The following is an 18,383-nucleotide window of genomic DNA, read 5'->3' on the forward strand; positions in this document are numbered from 1 at the left end:
GAACGGCACGGACGATTAAACGCGGATATGCGTTTCTACAGTGGATTGAGGCTCTTGGCCATGAACCCGTTGAAACGTGCTGATAATCTGAAAGCTCGCCTCTCAGCCATCTACCAGCTGGCCTTGGGCAAAGCTGCGCAGCAGCTCCCAAAGCTCGGCGGGCGGGTGGGCGGCAAAGCCGGGAGTGGCAGCCAGGGACAGAAACCCGGTAGCTTGCTCCAGTGCCGCGGCCTCGACGGGCAGGTAGCCCATACGCCAGTCGGGGAAGGCGCGGGTCGTCAAGGGTTCGTAGGCCAGGGTGCGGACTTCGCAGTGGCGAGGGTCGGCCTCAATCAGGCTGTAGAGGCGGTCGAGTGCCGGGCCAGGACCTTCGATTACCTGCAGAAACCGGCCCTCACTATAGAGCAGCAGCCCACTGATCCGGTGCTGGGCGTTGCGCGAACGAGCTCGGCGCAGCAGCATATCGAGGGCCTCAGGCGTGAATGATTCGACGGCCTGACTGTGGTACACTAACCGGAATAAAGGACTTGGAAACGGCATAGAGAAGGTAAAGCACTTTTTTTTAACTGATAATTCCAGGTATTGGTTCGTACGGTCGAGCTTAGCACACCTTGCTTCGGGCCAGCCGGCAGCGCCTAAGGCCAGCCGCCGCCAAAGCGGTTATCTTTGTCCTCCTGCCAAGCCCAACCCACCCAATTCCCCACCCCTTTTTCTTCTTCCTATGAGCACAAACGTCTCCCCCAGCGGCGAAACCATCCTCGTTATTGGGGCCGGCGGCCAGTTGGGCCTCGAACTCACCCACGAGCTGCGCCGCCTCTACGGAGCCTCCAATGTAGTAGCCGCCGATGTGCGCATGCCCCAGGACGCCGAGCTCACCCAGGCCGGCCCCTTCGAGTTGCTCGACGTACTCGACAGCAGCCGCCTGACCGACGTAATGCGCCGCTACAAGCCCACCCAGGTGTACCACCTGGCGGCCCTGCTTTCGGCCACGGCCGAGCAGCAGCCCAAGTTTGGCTGGCGCCTGAACATGGACGGCCTGTTCAACGTGCTCGACGCCTCGGTCGATCTGGGCGTACAGCGCGTGTACTGGCCCAGCTCGATTGCCGTATTCGGCCCCGACACCCCTCGCCAGCATACGCCCCAGCTCACCACCATGAACCCCAATACGGTGTACGGCATCAGTAAGCTGGCCGGCGAGCAGTGGTGCGAGTGGTACTTCCGCAAGCACAGCCTCGACGTACGCAGCCTGCGCTACCCCGGCCTGATTGGCTACAAGAGCCTGCCCGGCGGCGGCACCACCGACTACGCCGTCGACATTTACCACAAAGCCGTGGCCGGCGAAGCCTACGAGTGCTTCCTGAAGCAGGACACCTACCTGCCCATGATGTACATGCCCGATGCGCTCAAGGCTACCCTCGACCTGATGCACGCGCCCGCCGAGCGCCTGCAGGTACATAACTCCTATAACCTGGGGGCCATGAGCTTCAGCCCGGCCGAAATTACGGCCAGCATCCAGCGCCACTACCCCGACTTCGCGGTAACCTACCAGCCCGATTCGCGCCAGCAGATTGCCGATTCCTGGCCCGCCAGCATCGACGATACCCAGGCCCGCCTCGACTGGAACTGGCAGCCCGAGTTCACGCTCGACAAGATGACCGACGATATGCTGCTTCACCTCAAAGAAGCACTAGTGCTCAAGTAAGCCTACATGCTGCTGAGCTTAGGAAGTACTTTACTGTCAGTTGGCTGGTTTGTCGTGCAAATCAGCCTGACTTTCCTGTTTTTTCGATTTATATTTCGGATAGCGGTACGCCGGGGTCTGTTGCGCTTTCCTAATCCGTTTCAGCCGGGCTGGAAGCAGCTGCACCAGCAGTACGGAACATCACAGTTGGTTCGCCCTACTGAATGGATGTCGGGCACTATAGGGGCAGCAAAGTTTGAAAACGGACTGAGATTCAGATTCGAAACCCAGTATTGGGTACTTCAAAACATGGATGTATCAGGTTTACTGATTCGAATTCCATATGCCGATATAGAAATCCTGCAAACGCCCGCCCCCTTCCAGGCTACCCACTTAAGCGACACGGAATATACACCCGGCATATTTCGGGTTGGGGACGTTAAAATAGAGCTGCCAGCTTACTGGGCGGTTCAGTTGCTTAGATACTTAGCCGCTACCGATGCTTCAGCTACTGCCTGATGTTTGGTTGGTATAAACAACTACACGCCTCACCTTACCCGGTGGGGCGTCTTTGTTTTGGCGCCGAAAACCTCTCACTTCCCGACGCGTTCCTGCTACGCAGCCAAGCTGCCCGAGCAAGAGCACGAGGCACCGGCTTCGCACTATCATTTAGCCCCCGCCGTCCAAATCTCCAACACCCTCCCTCATGATTGTCAACTACGTGCCTACCGGCTGGCAGATTATTTACCAGCAGGCCCACGCGCTGCTGGCGGCCCAGCTGCTGCACCAGTGGCCCACTGGCCTGCTGCCCCCCGACCAATGGGTGGGTCTGCTGGCCGCCGCCGCCCAGCACGACGACGAGCAGCCCCACTGGACCGGCCACTACGGCCTGACGCCAGCCGGGGCCCCGGCCAACTTTACGATGCAACCGTTTTCGCTGGAGCAGGCCACCGGTGTGCTGCGGGCCGCCCGCTTCCAGGGCCGCTGGCGCAGCTTGCTCACCAGTATGCACCTGAGTACGCTCTACGAAAGTATGCGGGGCCAGCAGCCAGAAATCGATGCGTTTCTGGATGAGCAGAAAGCCAGTCAGCAGCAGTGGCGGCGGGAGCTCAAAATCAAAAAAGCCGAGGCCAGCCGCGCCTACGCCTTGCTGCACTGGTGCGACCGGCTCAGCCTAATACTCTGTCGCCACGAAATCCCGGAAATGGGCCGGGCCCTGGAAATTTATCGGGGCCCCAACGGGCAGACCCACGAGGTGCTTCGGCCCCAGCCCGAGGGCCCACTCGCGGTGCGTCCCTGGCCCTTTAGTCAGCAGCAGTTTAGCGTGAGCGTGGAGGCCAGTGAGCTGCACCAACTGCAATTCAAAAACGATACTGAGCTGACAGCAGCCCTGCATGCGGCCCCCATCACGACCCTGCGCTGGGAGCTGGCGAAGGAACAAGCCGAGTAGCAAAGCACAGCAGCCCCCGCTGCTGAGTGGCCGCCAGGGGCTCCTTCAACAACGGGGGCTGCTGTGCTTTGCTACTCGGCTTACAGTGGCGTAACCGGCTGCGGGTTCTGCATGATGCCGGCGGGCACGGTGGCCGCGGCCGAAACGTGGCCCAGGCCGCGGCCGTCCTTGCCGTCGGAGCGGTCGGTGGCCAGCATGATGCCGTTGTACTTCTGGTAGCCCGTCCAATGGCGGCGGAAGGCCGGCTGGGCGTCGGTGGCCTTAGGGAAGTAGGCCCACTCCTCCACCAGCTTGGTTTGGGGGTTGATGAGTACTTCGTACTTGTTGTCGGGCGTGACGCCCACGTTCTTAAAGGTCATGTTCAGGACCTCGGCAGCCGTGCCGTCCATCAGCTTGCCCGGGCCCTGGTAGGTGAGCGTAACGCCCGAGTCCTTGAGCTTGTAGGGCATGAGCAGCCACCAGGAGTTGTTGACCCAGATGGGGTACATCTTGCCCAACAGCTTCTCGCCCTCGGGCGTGGCCGAAATATCTTGGCCGGCGCGGTAGGCGTGGCCCTGCTTGGTGGTCAGGTTGTATACGGCCACCAAATCGTCCTTCTGCCAGCGGAAGTCGCCGGTTTGCTTGTCCCAGAGCTGGTAAGAGCCGTCGAGGAAGTCCCAGCCCAGCAGGCGGGTCTGTTGCCAGGCGGGGTAGCCGCCCATCTGCGCCATTACCTGGTCGGCCAGCGCAATGGCGCGGGCGTCGGAGCCGGCAGCATCGAAACCAGCCGCGGCGGGGTAGGAGCCGGGGGCCATGGCGGCAGGCTGCGGCGAGCCAGTGCTGGCCGCTGTTGTGGTACTGGGGGTAGACTGGCAGGCCGCCACTGAGCCCAGGGCCAGTAGCAGCGAAAAATGGATTACGCGCATCAGTTTTAGAAAAAAGTACAATTCCCCGGCCACCACGTTGCCGCTCCCGGCCGGTCGGGTTCTTACGCAAAGCAAGCGTATTTAGTCCATCTCAATCAAACGTCCGGCCCAAGTAACGCGTAGTAGCAACAGCTCCATTTTCTCTTTGAACCCCTGCATGGCTCATCACTATCGTTTTTCTGACGTCGTTGGCATCTTTAAATCATCGGCTAGCGCATTTCTGGCAAACAATTCCTTCCGCCACGCGGCGGCGCTATCTTATTACACCATCTTCTCGTTGCCGCCGCTGCTGCTCATCGTTATCACGGTAGCTAGCGCCGTGTACGGGGGCGATGCCGTAACGGGGCAGGTGTACGGGCAGCTGAGCGGCTTCATTGGAGCCGACTCCGCCGAATTTTTGCAAAACAGCATTGCCGAGTTCACCGTTAAGCAGCAGGGTCCTATTTCAACCGTCATCGGTTTGGGTACGCTCCTCTTCGCCTCCACCACCTTTTTCGTGACACTTCAGGAGAGCATTAACGATATCTGGAACCTGAAAGTGAAGCCCCAAGGCGTGGGCATCTGGCAGTTTCTTAAGCAGCGTTTCCTCTCGTTTGGCCTTATTCTGAGCGTAGCCCTGCTGCTGCTCATTTCGTTTGTTATCAGCGCCGTGCTAAGCGTGTTCACGGGGCAGTTGCAACAGTGGTTTCCCGAAATCGGGGTGCTGGCCATCAAGCTGGTCGATTTGCTACTGTCGATTGGCGTCACGACGCTGCTGTTCGCCCTCATTTACCGCTTCCTGCCCGATGCTATTATTCGCTGGCAGGACGTGGGCGTAGGCGCTTTCATCACGGCCCTGCTTTTCGTGCTGGGCAAGTTTCTGATTGCCTTCTACATCTCTAAAGCCAGCCCCGGCTCGGCCTTCGGGGCAGCCGGCTCGGCCATCGTGTTGCTGGTCTGGATCAACTACTCCTCCCTCATCGTGTTCTTCGGGGCCGAGTTCACCCAGGAATTCGCTGATGCCTTCGGCCAGCGGGTGCAGCCCAAAGCCCACGCCGTTCGCACCGAAACCCGCGAAATCCCGCCCGAGGAGGACGAAGCTGCCATTGCCACCGGCCGGCCTCATTCGCAGGGTAGCTGGCGCAAGTAGCTGTTAGCTGTTAGCTGTTAGCTGTTAGCTGTTAGCTGTTAGCTGTTAGCTGAAAAAACGTCATTGAGCGCAAAGTGAAAAATCCCGCGTGCGAATAGTTGAAATAATCCTCAACTATTCGCACGCGGGATTTTTCGCTTTGCGCTCAATGACGTTTTTTGACTGAATGAAGGCCTGTTACTAGCTGCTAACGGCCTCTTCCGGCTTCTGCTTCACGGCCAGCTGCCCGCAGGCAGCGTCAATGTCTTTACCGCGGCTGCGGCGCAGGTTGGTTTGCACGCCCCGGTCGGCCAAGTACTTGTGGAAGGCCATCAGCTTGGCCTCGCCGGTATTCTTGTAATCGGCGTTTTCGATGGGGTTGTACTCGATCAGGTTCACCTTACAGGGCAGCCACTTCGAAATCTGGAACAGCTCCTCGGCATCCTGAAGCGTGTCGTTGAAGCTCTCGAACACGATGTATTCGTAGGTGACCTTGCGGCCGGTGGCCTGGTGGTAGTACTTCAGGGCCTCTTCCAACGCCGCCAGTGAGTTGGCTTCGTTGATGGGCATGATTTCGTTGCGCTTGGTGTCGTTGGGCGCATGCAGGCTCAGGGCCAGATTGGCCTTCACGCCATCGTCGGCCAGCTTTTTAATCATTTTGGCGATGCCGGCCGTGCTGATGGTGATGCGGCGCGGCGCCATGTTCAGACCATCGGGGGCCGTGATGCGCTCAATGCTCTTGACCACGTTGGCGTAGTTGAGCAACGGTTCGCCCATGCCCATATACACGATGTTGGTAAGCGGCGTGCCGTACTGGCTCTCGCACTGCTCCCGGATACGCACTACCTGATCGTAGATTTCGGCCGCGTCGAGGTTGCGCTTGCGGTCCATGTAGCCCGTCGCGCAGAACTTACACGTGAGCGAGCAGCCCACCTGCGACGAGATGCAGGCCGTCATGCGGGTATCGTGCGGAATAAGTACGCCTTCCACCACATTGCCATCGTAGAGCCGAAACGCCGATTTAATGGTGCCGTCGGTGCTGAGTTGCTGGTCCTGTACCTGCACGCCATTGATGACGAAATAACGGGCCAGTAGCTCGCGGGTGGCCAGGCTGATGTTATTCATTTCCTCGAACGTGCCCGCCGTATTCTTCCACAGCCACTCGCTCACCTGCTTGGCGCGGAAGGGCTTCTCGCCGTGCTCCACCATAAAGGTCTTGAGCTCGTCGGGGCTGAGTTTGCGAATATCGCGCTTGGAAATTACGGGCAAGTCAATCATCATAGCGCAAAGATACAACGCGCGAGGCAGTTGGGTTCCTTAGCGGCAGCTGCTTTAGCCTGAACTGGCTGGTTGCCCTATACCTGCCCACCAGCTCAGGTCACGGCTCAGGCGCCCGTTTACTCTACGGCCGGTTGGGGCGAAGCCCGTACCTTGGGCTCGCAAACTCCTCCCGCATGCTGCTCGTTCTCGCCGGCTGGCTGTTACTGGCCCTCACTACCACTACCATCGGCTGGACGGCCTGGCGGGGGCTGACGGCCCGCTACCCAACGGCCCCGGCGCTGCCCTTTGAGCTACTTAGCCTGAGCGGAATAGCCCTGTTGCTGGCGGTGCTGGCGCCGCTTTCGCTGGTGCTGCCCATCGGGCCGGCGGTGCAGGCAGCCCTTGGATTTGGCGTAGCGGCGCTGCTACTGGGCCAGCGCCGGGCCCTGGTGGCAGCGGCGGGCCACTGGAAAACGACCGTAACCTGGGCCAGCGCTGCCTGGTGGGCGGGCGCGGCACTGCTGGGGCTGCTGGGGCTCAACCTGCTGCTCCGCGACCAGGCCGGCAGCCGCAACCCCGATGCCCAGCTCTACTACCTGCAAACCCTACAATGGATTACCGACTACCCGGCGGTGCCCGGCCTGGGCAATCTGCACGGGCGGCTGGCTTTCAACAGCCACTTGTTTCTGGTTACGGCCCTCTTTCGCCTGCCCACGCCTACGGGCAACTACTACCCGCTGCCGCCCTACCTGGCCACGCTGCTGGCGGTGGCCGCCGTGCGGGGGCTGGTGCGGGGCCTAACCGGCCCAGCCCGGAGCCGCACCGGTTGGGCGCTGGCTGGTCTGGTGCTGTTTTTCGTCTTCCTCTACCTGTTTCAAACGTGGCTGGCCAGCCCTGCCCCCGACTACGTGCTGGTGGTTTGGCTTTGCTTGCTGCTGCTGTTTTACAGCCGCTTTTTCGGCCCCTATCCGATACGCGGGCGGGCTGACCGGCCGGTGCTGCTGCTATTAGTGTTGCTGAGCTGCGTCGCTGTTACCATCAAGCTTTCGGCCCTGCCGATACTGCTGCTACCGGTGCACGCGCTTTGGGTGGCGGGGCGGCGAGGCGACACCGGGAGCCTTCGCCGGTGGGTTGGCCCGGCGGCGCTGGCCGGACTGCTGCTCTTGCCCTGGGTGGGGCGCAACCTGGTGCTGTCGGGCTACCCGGTGTACCCGCTTGTGGGCTTGCCGGGCCTGCCCGTTGATTGGAAGATGCCGGCGGCGCTGGTGCAAACCGAGCAGCGGCTCATCATCAATATGGCCCGCCAAATGGCCCCGGCCGACTGGTACGGGCCGGTAGCAGCCCACTGGCAGCAGTGGCTGCCCGCGTGGTGGCAGCAGCAGATCAGCCAGCCGGCCGTGGCGTTGCCGCTGCTACTGGCCGCCATTGCCCCGCTGGTAGTTGGCTGGCGAATCTGGCGGCGGCCAGCTCTTGGCCAAACTGCTGCCAGCCCTGGCTGGCTGAGTGCCTGGCTGGTGGCGGTGGCAGGCAGCGCATTCTGGCTATTGCTGGCCCCCGACTACCGCTTCGGGCTGGGGTTTTTGCTGCTGATGGCGGGCGGGCCCTGGTTTTCACTACCTGCTAGTCGCCGGGTTATCTGGCTGATGCTGGTGCTGGGCGCGGCCGGGGCACTGCACCTGTTGCGCGAGCCGGTGTACGGGCTACGCCACCCAATTCCGGGCGCGGTGTCGGCGGTAGTCTGGCCCGTATTGCCACCCTTGCCGCCCACCGTTATTCAGCGGCTGCCCGATGGGCAATTGGTACATGTGGCGCAGGCGCAGGGGGCCTGTGGCGAAACGGCACTGCCCTGCACGCACGCCATCGAGCCGGGCCTGGAGCGCCGGGGTGAGTCGCTGGGCCAGGGCTTCCGCATCCGGCCGACGGCCCAGCCAAGCCACTAAGCCAACTCTTACGGTTGAGGCGTGAGCAGTAGTGGCAGCTCGAAGTTGACGGTACTTATGCGGTTTCGCCGCGCAGGCGGGCGGCGTAGGCCTCGGGCAGCAGGCGCAGTTTGCGGGTGTTGTAATCGAAGCAGAGCATACCGGTTTTGGCCCGGGCGATTTCGCGGCCGTCCTGGTTATGCACCCAATACACTAGGTCGAAGCCGTACTTGTTGAGGTCGGTGGCGCCTATCTGAATCTGGAGTACGTCGCCGTAAAAGCCTTCGCCCTTGTACTCAATGGCCACGTCGGCCATGATGTGGCCCAGGCCGGTGGCGGGGTCGAACTCGGGCTGGCCGAGGTGGCGCAGCAGCTGCACCCGGGCCTCGTGGAGCAGGGACAGCAGGGCATCGTTGCCGAGGTGGGCCCCGTAGTTGAGGTCGGTGATGCGGATGGGCAGCGCTACGGTGAGCAGGTAGCGTTCGGGCAGGTCGATTCGGATACGGGCCATAGGCCGGCAAGATACGCACCACTCCCCATTCCAAACCGCCCCAAACCAGCCCGAACCATCGCGGGTTTACCGGCACAAACCCCTACCTTGGACTACCACGACCGTTTCGCCTCCCGTTCCCGGCCGGCGTTTCGGGCTTTCTTTCCTTATGACTACCCCCCACGTAGAAGTGCGCGCGACGGCCGACGGCTCCAGCACGCTCTTCGTTCCCGAGCTCAACGAGCATTACCACAGCACCCACGGGGCTTTGCAGGAAGCCCGCCACGTGTATCTGGGCGCCGGCCTCGAACCGGCTTTAGCGGCCGCTACCGGTCCGGTTGGGGTGCTGGAAATCGGGTTCGGCACGGGCCTCAACGCCCTACTCACCCTGGAGCGCAGCCTCTCGGCGGCCCACCCCATATTCTACGATACCATCGAGAAGTTCCCCCTGCCGTGGTCGGTGGTAGCGCAACTCAACACCGAAGTCTACCTGCGCGGGCCCGAGCTACATAGTTACCAGCACCAGTTGCACACCGCCACCTGGGGCCAGCGCGTGCTGCTCACCCCACAGTTTTCTCTGCTTAAGCTAGCAGGGGAGCTGCAAACCACCGACCTTACCAACGACACCTACCAGGTCATCTACTTCGACGCCTTCGCCCCCGACAAGCAGCCCGATATGTGGACCGATGCCGTATTCGCGCAGCTCTACCAGGCCACCGCGCCCGGGGGCTGCTTGGTGAGCTACTGCGCCAAGGGCTCCTTCAAGCGTAGCCTGCTGGCGGCAGGCTGGCAGGTGGAGAAGATACCCGGCCCGCCCGGCAAACGCGAAATGACCCGGGCCTGGAAACGGTAAGCGAAGCTCTCAAAGCGGTTTACCAAGACAGGTCAGGCGGCATAAACGCTCCACCTTTTAAGCCCAGCGTCAGTTTTTGCAGCGCCTGTTCGTTGCTTAGCTCGTCGGTGTGGGGCACGATGAAAGCATACTTTGCCCCAGTGTGTTCACACAAGTCGCGCAAAGTCCTTTTTTCTACCTCACACAAGCCGCCGCCCAGGTCTATCATCTGTTGAATGAGCGCAGTATGAGACCAGGAAAATAATTGTTTGCCACTTCCGAAGCCCCTGATTACACTCCTGAGAAATTCTTCCGCAACATGAAAATCTGCTAGCAGCATTCTATCCGTGGAGAATGCACGGGAGGACTTGGCGCGTGCTGACTGGTTTTTTTGCAAATGGACTACCTCTATTTCGTTGCTGTATATTTTTATGTACAGATGGTGATTCGGGAAAATTTTGAGCATAATTCCTGCTTTAAAAGGTTACTGCTGATTGGCCGCCGTCACCTAAACAAGGTGCGGAGTGGGATAAGCCTAGAAACAGTTTCGCGGTGCTTCCCTGCGCAATATGGCTCCCGCACGCGACTCAGTAAAATCAGTTACACCAGGTTGGCTCCCTGGCAGCCTTGTCGGTAAGCTCGCCAACGATACAATACCCCCGTAGCAGCAGCCAAATCCTGCTCGTTCCGGCCTTTTCCGGCATCCTGCGTAAGTTGCTGCCCTTATGAGTCGAAAGTTACTGGAAACCGACGGGCCGGACTGGGTGCAGCAGGGCGTGATTACGGAGGCGCAACGGGCGCAGCTGCTGGCTCTCTACCCCATCGATGCTGCGGCCATCGGGCTGCTGCCGCTGCTGGGGAGTCTGCTGGTGGGCCTGAGCGCGCTGAGCGTGGTGGCCGCCAACTGGCAAGGCCTCCCCGAGCTGGTGCGCCTGGGGCTGCTGCTGGGCTCGTTGGTGGCCGCCTACGCGGGTGGCGAGTACTTCCGGCGGCGCGGCAATGGCAGTCTGGGCATGGGCCTGATTGCCCTGGGCCTGATCCTGTTTGGGGCCAGCATCGTGCTCACCAGCCAGCTCTACCAACTCATCGGCTACGACCTTACCGGCTTGCTGGCCTGGGCCGTGGCGGGCATGGGCCTGACATGGCTCTACCGCAGCAGCCTGCTGTTCCTGCTCACGGCCGTTATCAGCGGCATCGTGCAGGGCTATAATACCGGGCAGTTGGGCGCGTTCAGCTACCTCACGGCCATTGGCACGGCCATCGGGCTGGGCTACTACTGGTGGCGGCGGCCCGATGCCCTGTTGGGCGGGGTGCTGGCCGGCGGGCTGCTCTGGCAGGCGGGGCTGCTCATCAACCACCTGCACGTCAAAATCACTTGGTTCTTCATTCCGGCCATGCTGGTATATGCCCTCGGCGACTGGCAGGACGACCGGCCCGCCGGCCGGGCTTTGCAGGGTCCGCCGCTGGCGGCGGCGTTCCTGTTCACGCTCGGGCTGGCGCTATTTGGCGAGTCTGACTTTTACGCCAATCAGTTGCGGGCGCCGCTGGTGCCGTACTTGGTGGCGCTGGCGGCCGTGCTGGCGGCTTCGCTGGTGGGCAAGCAGCGCCGGGGCCGCCTGGGCAGCGCCACCGACTGGCTGCTGCTGCTGCCGGGCTTCTACTTCACGGGGGGGCTGCCACTGGCCATAGCCACGCTGGTAGTGCTTTATGCCTATTCGGGCAGCGTACTGGTGCGCGCCCACCAGGAACAAAACCCCGACCGCGTGACGCTCGGCACCGTGCTGTTCGTGCTCACGACTGCCGTGGCCTACTTCAAACTCACCTGGGGCTTTCTGGATAAGTCGCTGTTCTTTCTGCTGGGCGGCTTGCTGCTGCTGGGTCTGAGCTGGTGGCTGCGCCGCCGGGCGGCCCACACCCTGGCCGCCGCCGCTTCTTCCGCCCCCCAGCCATGAGCCTTCCTACTCCCGATTCTGCCGCTCCTGCCGCCCCGCTGGCTACTGCTGCTGCGGCGCTATTGCCGGCCAGCCACCGCCACTGGCTGCTGTGGCTGGTGGCGGCCCAGGTGTTGTTCGTATTAGGCGTGGCCGTAGCCGGCTACGCCACGGCCGCCCTGGGCCGCACCGTTACGCTCCAGACTGAGCCCGTCGACCCGCGCGACCTGCTCTACGGCGACTACTTGCGCCTGCGCTACCAAATCAGCGAACTGCCGGGGAGCCTGTGGCGCGGCACCGAGGTACCCCGGCGCAGGCAGGCTGCCTACGTGCTGCTGGAGCCCCGCCCCTCCGGCGACTTCGAAGCTACCGGCATCTACCCCGAAGCCCCCGCTACCAGCGGCCAACAGGCGGTACTCCGGGGCTCGGTGCAGGATGTGTGGCGGCGCGGTCTGCGCCTGCGCTACGGCCTAGAGCGCTACTACGTGCCCGAAACCATGACCCGCCGGATGCGGCAGCGCCGCCGCCTACGCGTAACCATCAGCATTGCCCCTTGGGGTCAGGCCCGCATCACACAGGTAGACACTGTACGGCAATAAACAACGGAAAAAGCCTCTTATTTTCCCGGTTTTCTTCTATCTTGCATCTTCTAATCGTCCTATCTACTGCTTGCCTACCCTATTGCTGGTCGTTTTATCCTTTACTTTTTCTGTAGCATGAAACACAGTCTCGCTTCCCTAGCGCAGGTATTAGCCGCCCAGCGCCGCGCTTTTCAGCCCGCCACCAAACGTAGTAAAGTCGCCGAACGGCGCGCGGCCAGTAGCAGCAGCCTCCAACCCCAACCGCTAGACGGACCAGCGCAGAAGTAGCCGCATCGGTCCATAGAAAACGACCTCCCGCAGCAAGAAGAGCGTTCTTCTTGCTGCGGGAGGTCGTTTTCTATGCGCTAGGCCACTCAACGCTGTCGGCCGCCGTTGTGGGCTTCTACAGCTGCCGGGAAGTCAGTAGTGCTTTGTCGGCCTCACTCAAGTCTACCAGCGCGTATTTCTTTTGGTCGGTGATGTTCATTTCATCCAGCGCATCCACCATATTCTGGTAAGTTGCCTCATCGGTGGGTTTAATGAGCACGACTCCGTCGGGCTGCTGCCGGAACTTGAGCAGCACCTGCCGCAGGCCGTCGGCGGCGAAGGAAGTGGTGTGCAGCCGGGCCGCATTGGAGCCGGGGTTCAGGCCGAAAAAGTAGCGGACCTGCTGGTTCTTATCGAGCAGCAGGGTCAACGACTTGGATTCGTGGACCGGCGTGGCGGGCCCTTTCACCGGCATGGCCACCTGCATCACGGTGGGCTTGTTGAAGGTGGTCGTGAGCATGAAAAAGGTCAGCAACAGAAAGGCCAGATCCACCATCGGGGTCATATCGAGGTGGAAGGCGTGCTTTTTGGCGCGGGGCTTGGTGCCCCGCGCGGCGGGGGCGGCAGTCTGGAGGTTGGCCATGAGGAGCTGGGGTTAGTGGAACATAGCCTTCTAACGATACAGCCGGGCCCGGTATTGCGCGGATGATATTTCCCACTGAGAAGCGCTGAGCTTTTCGCGGAGTTACGCCCATTCTACTCTTCAAACCGCCACACCCGCTCCGGCGTGAGGCAGGCGTGCAGGCGCACGTCGCCGGCCCAGGCATCAGCAATGCGCGGCACCGGCGGCTCCAGGCTTACCCCAATCCGGAGGGCCCCAGGGCGACATTCAGCCAGAAACCGGTCGTAGAACCCTTTGCCGTAACCCACGCGGTGGCCGGTTTCGTCGAAGGTCAGCAGCGGAATCAGCACGGCATCGAACGCCTCGGGCGATACCTCAAGGGCATTGGGGGCGGGCTCCGGGATGTTCCAGCGGTTGGGCGTTAGTGGGGTTTCGGGGCCGAGATGAAAGTGGCGGAGCGTGTGGCCGTCGGGTTGCACCACGGGCACGGCCAGTTGCAGGTTCGGATACTCAGCCCACAACTGGCGGATGAGCGGCCAGGTGTCGGGCTCGTGTTGGCGGATAATCGGCAGAAACAGGTGCAGCCCGCGCCACGCCGTCACCGGGAAGCCGGCCAGCAGCTGCGGCCACAGCGCGGCGCTGCAGCATGCCACTTCCGCTTCGGTCAGTGCCCGGCGGCGGGCCAGGGCTTGGCGGCGGAGGTCAGCTTTAAGCATAAACTACGCTGTTTTTTTTTCTGATTGGATTCGCTCTTTTGGTACCTGGGCACGTCTGTTTCCGACGCATGGCGGTTAGTCCAACGCCGTCACGTAGAAGCCCAGCTTGGGCTGCATGCCGGCCAGCGCTACCCCTGCTGCGACTTTTTCCCAGTCGTCTTGGCTGGTTTTACGAAAATATATGATACCGTTGCCGTAGCCCAGGGCACTGGAGAAAGCCAGATTTTTGCTTACCTGCTGCACGTCGCCGCCGTCAATCCATTCCAGGGTCAGCAGAAAGTCTTCGTCTACTACCAATTGGTCGGCGGCTAGGTTTACGGTTAGCGGGCCCTTGCCGACCATTCGGTTAGCAGTCGTCACGATCAAGTTACGGGTGAGCAGCTTCTCCTCCGACGGCTTGCCGTTGGCTAGCAGCCGGTAGATATTCACCCGAAACCGCAACGTATCGGGCTGGTAGTAGATAACACCAAAGTTGGCCGTCAGCAGCTTCGTGGGGTTGTGTTTGAGCGAAATGATCATTCCTATCTCGGCCCCCAGATGCTCGGCTTTGAGCTTGGAAATTATGGTTTCGGAGTGGCTGGTATAACCCAGCGTGCGGTTACGCTTATACAGGCCAGGCGCTTGTATCCGCACGTCGGCCAGCTCCATGGCCACCGGCTTCAACTGCACACCAGGTTGGTTCACTAAGTCCCGCAGCAGCCGGCGTTGCGGCTCGTAGCCAATGCTCGAAACGCGCACCGTATCGATGAGGTTGGCGGCGGTGTAGGTGAGTTGGTAGGTGCCGTGCTCGTCGGCCACCGTGCCCACGCTTTTGCCGGGAATGGCCAGATTGGCGTAGGGCACTGGCCCGGCGGCGGGGCCCGCCGTGATGGTGCCGGTCAGCGTCTGGGCGTGGGTGGCGGTGAGGGCCAGCAGCAGCAGCGGCAGCAGGGCGGAGTGAAACAGCCGCAGGCAGCGGCTCGGGGAAACGGTAGCATGGAAAAGCATCTGGCAGGAATAAAGGATTTACTCCTGCCAGAGACCAACCAGTCGCCCGTAGTTGCCTCGCCGATACAAAAACCAGCGCCTACGCATTAGATGCTTAGTGGAAAGCTAACAGCTAATAGACTTGTTCCCGAATAAGAAACGGCTGGAATTTTTCATTGCTTTTGGCAATCGGATAACCCTTTTCGCTTGGCTAAGCCAGCATCCGCTGGTTCTTTGAGTCGCCAACGTTTCTGGCCCCAAATACTGCTTGAAAAATCACTGATTTCTTATTGAGGAACAAGTCTAATGGCTAAAACCCAGCTACTCCTCTTCCAGCACCGTGAACTCCAGGGCCAACGGATCGAAGGCGGCGAGGAGCTGGTGGATGAAATCGGGGTTGTTGATGAGGATATTGAGCACGTTGTCGGAGCGCTCCTGGAGGTGGCCGCCGGGTAGGAGCTTGTCGTACAGGTTGCTGAGTTGGGTGTAGGCGGTTTCGTGCTTGGCTTCGGCGGCTTTGCTGAGGCGCTTTTCCAGGTTGCCCAGGATGCCGCTGGCCTTCTGCTGCTCGGCGGCCACAGCCTTCACCAACGTTGGGTCGAGGCGCTGGGCCAGCGCGGCCACAGCCTCGAAGGCGGCGGCCAGTTGCTGCTGCTCGGCGTCCAGGTTTACCTCCTCCTGCCCCAGATACGTGCCCACCTGCTTTTTGAGCTCGGCTAGGTCGCGGAAAACATCGGCAGTTTCCAGGCCCAGCTTACGCATTTTGCCCGCGTTGGCCTTGCTGATGAACTGGGCCGAATTGCGGGGCAGCAGCACCGGAAACGGCACCCCGTTCTGCTCGAACACCCCCTTGAGTTGGAACCAGTAGGCCACCTCGGCCCCGCCCCCGATGTAGCAGAGGTTGGGCAGCAGCAATTCCTGATACAGCGGGCGCAGCACCACATTGGGGCTGAACTGCTCGGGGTGCTGGCGGGCCAGTTCCAGCAGCTCGGACCGCCCGAGCGTTTTGGCCGCGCCATTCACGGTCAGCGTGACCGAGTCGGCGGCCGCGTCGTATTCCAGCCGCTCGCGCTGGCCCTCGGCCGTTATAAAGAACAGGTTGAACGGCCGGACGTACACCTGGGGCTTATAGCCAGCTGCTTCCAACTGCTCATCGGCGGCCTGTACGGCTTGGTAAGAGGCCTGGTCGCGCAGCTCGCTTTCCAGCACCGGAACCAGCGCCTGCTTCAGCGCCGGCACATCGGCATCCAGATTCACCAACCCGTACTCTCCGAACAGCCCTTGGGTGAGCCGGTGGGTGGCCTCGGCCAGCGTGGCCGACTGCGCGTAGGCCTCCCGGAATAGGGCCGGCACATCGGCGGGCAACTGGCCGAGTAATTGTTCCTGGATACCATCCAGCTTCAGCCGGCCCACAGGCCCACCCAAACCGGCGGCATTCCACTCGTATTTCTTGCCAAACAGGCTGAAATGATTGATTTCGGCGAAGTCGTGATCCTCGGTGGCCAGCCAGTACACCGGCACGAAATCGTACTGCGGGTACACTTCTTTAAGCTGTTGGGCCAGCTTAATCGCCGTCACGATTTTATAGATGAAGTACAGCGGCCCCGTGAACAGATTGAGCTGGTGGCCGGTGGTCACGGTGAACGTGGTTTCCTTTTCTAGCAGCGAAATGTTGGCCTGCACAGCCGGGTGCGCCTCGGGCAACCCCGCGTACTGTTGCCGGAGCGCCGCTACCAGTCGCTGCCGCGCCTCGGGCGAGTAGCTGGCCTGCTTTTCCGAAATCTGCTGCTCAAAAGCGGCCAGCGTCGGGAAGCGGTGATAGAAAGGCTGGAGTACCTCTTTTTGCGCCAGATAATCAGTAAGCAAAGAGGAAAACGCGCCGGTTTCGGCGTACGAGAGGGTCGTGACGGACATAGGGAATGGGGTAATCCGGCTATAACCGGGCAATGGCTGCAAAGTAACTGGGTATTTTTATGTCAGGTGCTCGTTGTTGGTTGTCAGTTACTGGCAAGGCTGTTAAAAGCCGAAGCTCCCGGCACCATAGGCACCGGGAGCTTCGATAGAAGCCGTCGCAAATTATCCCGTCAACGAAACATCCTGACAACTGACAACCAGCACCTGACAACTAAAAACCTACACCAGCTTGCCGTACAAATCGAAGTCGGAGGCCTCGGTAATTTCCACCTGGGCGAAGTCGCCGAGGCGCACGTAGGTGTCGGCGGTGGCCGGAACCAGCACCTCATTGTCCACTTCGGGCGAGTCGAACTCGGTGCGGCCCACGAAGTAGCCGCTTTCCTTGCGGTCGAAGAGCACCTTATAGGTCTGGCCAATTTTGGCCTCGTTAAGCTCCATCGAAATGCCCTGCTGGAGCTCCATAATCTGGTCGGCCCGGTCCTGCTTCACTTCGGCGGGCACGCTGTCTTCCAGACTGAAGGAGTGGGTATTGTCCTCGTGCGAGTAGTTGAAAATACCCAAGCGGTCGAAGCGGGTTTCCTCCACGAAATCATACAACTCCTCGAAATCCTGCTGGTTTTCGCCGGGGTGGCCGGCAATGAGGGTGGTACGCAGGGCAATGTCGGGCACGCGCTGGCGGATGGTGTCCACGAGCTCGATGGTGCGTCGCTTGCTGATGCCCCGGCGCATAGTCTTGAGCATGTTATCCGAAATATGCTGCAAGGGCATATCCAGGTACTTACAAATGTTGCTGCGCTCGTTCATCACGTCCAGCGCATCGAGCGGGAACTGCGAGGGGTAGGCGTACTGCATCCGGATCCAGTCGATGCCGTTCACATCGGAGAGGTGACGCAGCAGGTCGGCCAGCTTCCGCTCGCCGTAGTGTTGCAGGCCGTAGTAGGTAAGGTCCTGGGCAATGAGGATGAGTTCCTTAGTGCCCTGGCTGGCCAGCCGGTTGGCTTCCTTCACCAGGTCCTCAATGGGGCGGTCCATGTGCTTGCCGCGCATGAGCGGAATGGCGCAGAACGAGCAGGGGCGGTTACAGCCCTCAGCAATCTTGAAGTAGGCGTAGTGCGAAGGCGTGGTCAAGAGCCGCTCCCCCACCAGCTCGTGCTTGTAGTCGGCCTCCAGGGTCTTGAGCAGCTGGGGCAGCTCCAGAGTGCCGAAGTAGGCGTCCACCTGCGGAATTTCGGCCTCCAGATCATCCTTATAGCGCTGGGAGAGGCAGCCCGTCACGTAGAGCTTCTCCAGCTTGCCGGCCACCTTCTCGTCGGCGTAGCGCAGGATGGTATCGATGCTTTCCTGCTTGGCGTTGTCGATAAAACCGCAGGTGTTGATGATGACGATGTTGGCGTCGCTCTGCTCGGCTTCGTGGGTAACGTCGAACTCGTTGGCCCGGAGCTGACCCATGAGCACCTCCGAGTCCACGATGTTCTTGGAGCAACCGAGGGTAATGACGTTGACTTTATTGGCCTGCTGGCTTCTTACTTTCATGCTGGGGATGGTAGGCGGGCGGCCGGGCAATTCTTTCTGAGTGAGAAACTTGCCCGCGTCTGGCCCGCGGCGAAATTCGGACCGCAAAGGTACGCACTGGGCAACGCCTTTTCCTAAGTGGATGGTTTCTTTGTGCGGAAGCAGTACCGACGGGCAGCAACAAAAACGCCTGTCATCCTGAGCGCAGCGAAGGACCTTATTACGTTAG

18 protein-coding genes are annotated in these 18,383 nt (G+C 61.0%); 8 read left to right on the plus strand and 10 right to left on the minus strand.

What is annotated here, in order from left to right; all coding sequences use genetic code 11:
• Window positions 1-102 precede the first annotated feature (102 nt).
• Window positions 103-540 (minus strand): BLUF domain-containing protein, encoded by a 438-nt coding sequence (locus tag CDA63_RS01690; RefSeq protein WP_088462704.1) that lies wholly within the window; start codon window positions 538-540, stop codon window positions 103-105.
• Between the two features lie 181 nt (window positions 541-721).
• On the opposite strand from CDA63_RS01690, the gene CDA63_RS01695 reads away from it, so the two are divergent.
• The 3 genes from CDA63_RS01695 to CDA63_RS01705 all read left to right on the plus strand — a co-directional run bounded on the left by CDA63_RS01695 (window position 722) and on the right by CDA63_RS01705 (window position 3,131).
• Window positions 722-1,702 (plus strand): NAD-dependent epimerase/dehydratase family protein, encoded by a 981-nt coding sequence (locus CDA63_RS01695; protein ID WP_088462705.1) that lies wholly within the window; start codon window positions 722-724, stop codon window positions 1,700-1,702.
• Window positions 1,703-1,708: 6 nt separating this feature from the next.
• Window positions 1,709-2,200 carry a hypothetical protein gene (locus CDA63_RS01700; RefSeq protein WP_126546686.1) on the plus strand — a complete coding sequence of 164 codons (492 nt, stop codon included), beginning with the start codon at window positions 1,709-1,711 and terminating at the stop codon, window positions 2,198-2,200.
• A gap of 187 nt (window positions 2,201-2,387) precedes the next feature.
• On the plus strand, window positions 2,388-3,131 hold the full coding sequence (locus CDA63_RS01705; protein ID WP_088462707.1) for a DUF3891 family protein: 744 nt from the start codon (window positions 2,388-2,390) through the stop codon (window positions 3,129-3,131).
• 80 nt (window positions 3,132-3,211) lie between these two features.
• Here the strand turns inward: CDA63_RS01705 and CDA63_RS01710 are convergent, their stop codons facing one another.
• Window positions 3,212-4,036: a hypothetical protein gene (locus CDA63_RS01710; protein ID WP_088462708.1), complete on the minus strand. Its 825-nt coding sequence runs from the start codon at window positions 4,034-4,036 to the stop codon at window positions 3,212-3,214.
• A gap of 157 nt (window positions 4,037-4,193) precedes the next feature.
• On the opposite strand from CDA63_RS01710, the gene CDA63_RS01715 reads away from it, so the two are divergent.
• Entirely contained in the window at window positions 4,194-5,165 is a 972-nt protein-coding gene (locus CDA63_RS01715; RefSeq protein ID WP_088462709.1) for a YihY/virulence factor BrkB family protein, read from the plus strand.
• A 180-nt stretch (window positions 5,166-5,345) separates the two neighbouring features.
• Here the strand turns inward: CDA63_RS01715 and rlmN are convergent, their stop codons facing one another.
• Window positions 5,346-6,422 carry a 23S rRNA (adenine(2503)-C(2))-methyltransferase RlmN gene (gene rlmN / locus CDA63_RS01720; protein WP_165768159.1) on the minus strand — a complete coding sequence of 359 codons (1,077 nt, stop codon included), beginning with the start codon at window positions 6,420-6,422 and terminating at the stop codon, window positions 5,346-5,348.
• 176 nt (window positions 6,423-6,598) lie between these two features.
• Here rlmN and CDA63_RS01725 point away from each other — a divergent pair, with 176 nt between their 5' ends.
• Entirely contained in the window at window positions 6,599-8,344 is a 1,746-nt protein-coding gene (locus CDA63_RS01725; protein WP_088462711.1) for an LIC_10190 family membrane protein, read from the plus strand.
• A gap of 55 nt (window positions 8,345-8,399) precedes the next feature.
• Here CDA63_RS01725 and CDA63_RS01730 read toward each other — a convergent pair whose 3' ends face one another.
• Entirely contained in the window at window positions 8,400-8,834 is a 435-nt protein-coding gene (locus CDA63_RS01730; protein WP_088462712.1) for a thioesterase family protein, read from the minus strand.
• Between the two features lie 148 nt (window positions 8,835-8,982).
• Between CDA63_RS01730 and mnmD the strand changes: the two genes are divergently transcribed.
• Window positions 8,983-9,666, plus strand: coding sequence for a tRNA (5-methylaminomethyl-2-thiouridine)(34)-methyltransferase MnmD (gene mnmD / locus CDA63_RS01735; RefSeq protein ID WP_088462713.1), 684 nt, complete (start codon window positions 8,983-8,985; stop codon window positions 9,664-9,666).
• A gap of 19 nt (window positions 9,667-9,685) precedes the next feature.
• Here the strand turns inward: mnmD and CDA63_RS01740 are convergent, their stop codons facing one another.
• A complete protein-coding gene (locus tag CDA63_RS01740) occupies window positions 9,686-10,111 on the minus strand; it encodes a hypothetical protein (RefSeq protein WP_088462714.1) in 426 nt (141 codons plus the stop codon).
• Window positions 10,112-10,370: 259 nt separating this feature from the next.
• On the opposite strand from CDA63_RS01740, the gene CDA63_RS01745 reads away from it, so the two are divergent.
• A complete protein-coding gene (locus tag CDA63_RS01745; protein ID WP_088462715.1) occupies window positions 10,371-11,597 on the plus strand; it encodes a DUF2157 domain-containing protein in 1,227 nt (408 codons plus the stop codon).
• A complete protein-coding gene (locus CDA63_RS01750; RefSeq protein WP_088462716.1) occupies window positions 11,594-12,175 on the plus strand; it encodes a GDYXXLXY domain-containing protein in 582 nt (193 codons plus the stop codon). The genes CDA63_RS01745 and CDA63_RS01750 overlap by 4 nt, the downstream gene beginning before the upstream one ends.
• Before the next feature lie 385 nt (window positions 12,176-12,560).
• On the opposite strand, the gene CDA63_RS01755 is transcribed toward CDA63_RS01750, so the two are convergent.
• From CDA63_RS01755 to rimO, 5 genes are all read right to left on the minus strand, one after another.
• Window positions 12,561-13,067 (minus strand): ExbD/TolR family protein, encoded by a 507-nt coding sequence (locus tag CDA63_RS01755; protein ID WP_088462717.1) that lies wholly within the window; start codon window positions 13,065-13,067, stop codon window positions 12,561-12,563.
• A gap of 113 nt (window positions 13,068-13,180) precedes the next feature.
• Entirely contained in the window at window positions 13,181-13,762 is a 582-nt protein-coding gene (locus CDA63_RS01760) for a 5-formyltetrahydrofolate cyclo-ligase (RefSeq protein ID WP_088462718.1), read from the minus strand.
• A 75-nt stretch (window positions 13,763-13,837) separates the two neighbouring features.
• Complete coding sequence (locus tag CDA63_RS01765) at window positions 13,838-14,749, minus strand: carboxypeptidase-like regulatory domain-containing protein (RefSeq protein ID WP_088462719.1); 912 nt, start codon at window positions 14,747-14,749, stop codon at window positions 13,838-13,840.
• A gap of 300 nt (window positions 14,750-15,049) precedes the next feature.
• Window positions 15,050-16,642: a bacillithiol biosynthesis cysteine-adding enzyme BshC gene (gene bshC, locus CDA63_RS01770; RefSeq protein WP_088462720.1), complete on the minus strand. Its 1,593-nt coding sequence runs from the start codon at window positions 16,640-16,642 to the stop codon at window positions 15,050-15,052.
• A gap of 219 nt (window positions 16,643-16,861) precedes the next feature.
• Window positions 16,862-18,175 (minus strand): 30S ribosomal protein S12 methylthiotransferase RimO, encoded by a 1,314-nt coding sequence (rimO, locus tag CDA63_RS01775; RefSeq protein ID WP_088462791.1) that lies wholly within the window; start codon window positions 18,173-18,175, stop codon window positions 16,862-16,864.
• Window positions 18,176-18,383 lie beyond the last annotated feature (208 nt).

The sequence above is a fragment of the Hymenobacter amundsenii genome, assembly GCF_002204745.1.
GTDB classification, from domain to species: domain Bacteria; phylum Bacteroidota; class Bacteroidia; order Cytophagales; family Hymenobacteraceae; genus Hymenobacter; species Hymenobacter amundsenii.

What these genes read in the sequence shown, in the direction of transcription:
- CDA63_RS01690 (WP_088462704.1), bottom strand. Translation starts at nt 540, where the DNA reads ATGCCGTTTCCAAGTCCTTTATTCCGGTTAGTGTACCACAGTCAGGCC.
- CDA63_RS01695 (WP_088462705.1), top strand. Translation starts at nt 722, where the DNA reads ATGAGCACAAACGTCTCCCCCAGCGGCGAAACCATCCTCGTTATTGGG.
- CDA63_RS01700 (WP_126546686.1), top strand. Translation starts at nt 1,709, where the DNA reads ATGCTGCTGAGCTTAGGAAGTACTTTACTGTCAGTTGGCTGGTTTGTC.
- CDA63_RS01705 (WP_088462707.1), top strand. Translation starts at nt 2,388, where the DNA reads ATGATTGTCAACTACGTGCCTACCGGCTGGCAGATTATTTACCAGCAG.
- CDA63_RS01710 (WP_088462708.1), bottom strand. Translation starts at nt 4,036, where the DNA reads ATGCGCGTAATCCATTTTTCGCTGCTACTGGCCCTGGGCTCAGTGGCG.
- CDA63_RS01715 (WP_088462709.1), top strand. Translation starts at nt 4,194, where the DNA reads ATGGCTCATCACTATCGTTTTTCTGACGTCGTTGGCATCTTTAAATCA.
- rlmN (WP_165768159.1), bottom strand. Translation starts at nt 6,422, where the DNA reads ATGATTGACTTGCCCGTAATTTCCAAGCGCGATATTCGCAAACTCAGC.
- CDA63_RS01725 (WP_088462711.1), top strand. Translation starts at nt 6,599, where the DNA reads ATGCTGCTCGTTCTCGCCGGCTGGCTGTTACTGGCCCTCACTACCACT.
- CDA63_RS01730 (WP_088462712.1), bottom strand. Translation starts at nt 8,834, where the DNA reads ATGGCCCGTATCCGAATCGACCTGCCCGAACGCTACCTGCTCACCGTA.
- mnmD (WP_088462713.1), top strand. Translation starts at nt 8,983, where the DNA reads ATGACTACCCCCCACGTAGAAGTGCGCGCGACGGCCGACGGCTCCAGC.
- CDA63_RS01740 (WP_088462714.1), bottom strand. Translation starts at nt 10,111, where the DNA reads ATGCTCAAAATTTTCCCGAATCACCATCTGTACATAAAAATATACAGC.
- CDA63_RS01745 (WP_088462715.1), top strand. Translation starts at nt 10,371, where the DNA reads ATGAGTCGAAAGTTACTGGAAACCGACGGGCCGGACTGGGTGCAGCAG.
- CDA63_RS01750 (WP_088462716.1), top strand. Translation starts at nt 11,594, where the DNA reads ATGAGCCTTCCTACTCCCGATTCTGCCGCTCCTGCCGCCCCGCTGGCT.
- CDA63_RS01755 (WP_088462717.1), bottom strand. Translation starts at nt 13,067, where the DNA reads ATGGCCAACCTCCAGACTGCCGCCCCCGCCGCGCGGGGCACCAAGCCC.
- CDA63_RS01760 (WP_088462718.1), bottom strand. Translation starts at nt 13,762, where the DNA reads ATGCTTAAAGCTGACCTCCGCCGCCAAGCCCTGGCCCGCCGCCGGGCA.
- CDA63_RS01765 (WP_088462719.1), bottom strand. Translation starts at nt 14,749, where the DNA reads ATGCTTTTCCATGCTACCGTTTCCCCGAGCCGCTGCCTGCGGCTGTTT.
- bshC (WP_088462720.1), bottom strand. Translation starts at nt 16,642, where the DNA reads ATGTCCGTCACGACCCTCTCGTACGCCGAAACCGGCGCGTTTTCCTCT.
- rimO (WP_088462791.1), bottom strand. Translation starts at nt 18,175, where the DNA reads ATGAAAGTAAGAAGCCAGCAGGCCAATAAAGTCAACGTCATTACCCTC.